Origin of the sequence: Vibrio sp. 10N.222.52.B7 (genome assembly GCF_041474275.1) — a bacterium.
GTDB lineage: Bacteria > Pseudomonadota > Gammaproteobacteria > Enterobacterales > Vibrionaceae > Vibrio > Vibrio crassostreae_C.
On the sequence record NZ_JBFRTU010000735.1, the window covers coordinates 1 to 609 of the forward strand.

Sequence of the window (609 nt, forward strand, 5' to 3'; positions counted from 1 at the left end):
CCGCATATGACCGCTTATGAAAACCTAGCGTTTGGCTTAGAGACAGCTAAAAAATCCAAAGCAGAAATTAAAGAACGGGTTATTAGAGCAGCAGAACTTTTAGAGATTACTGACCTACTGGATAGAAAGCCAAAGCAGATGTCCGGAGGACAGCGTCAACGTGTTGCTTTGGGTCGAGCGATGGTCCGTAACCCGGATGTTTTTTTATTCGATGAACCGTTGTCTAACCTAGATGCGAAATTACGTGTGTAGATGCGCCGTCGAATTATTCGTCTGCATAACCAACTTCAAGAGTCAGGTAAGCCTGCGACCATGATCTACGTAACCCATGATCAGGTCGAAGCTATGACCATGGGTGACCGTGTTTGTATTCTCAATCAAGGTCGTATTATGCAAGTTGATTCTCCCATGAATGTTTATCACAACCCGAAAAATAAATTTGTCGCGGAGTTTATCGGTTCTCCAGCAATGAACATGCTCGAAGGCACTCTGTTAGAGCAAAGTGGCAAAGTTTGCGTTCAACTTAATGAACACACGATTGAACTATCGCAGGACCATCAAGAAAAAGCGAAGGCGTGGATAGGACAACGTGTTCACCTTGGTATTCGT

At 44.2% G+C, this 609-nt stretch carries 1 pseudogene; it reads left to right on the forward strand.

The window, feature by feature from the left end:
• A pseudogene (locus AB4512_RS25045) lies at positions 1-609 on the forward strand (ABC transporter ATP-binding protein); the annotation flags it as partial.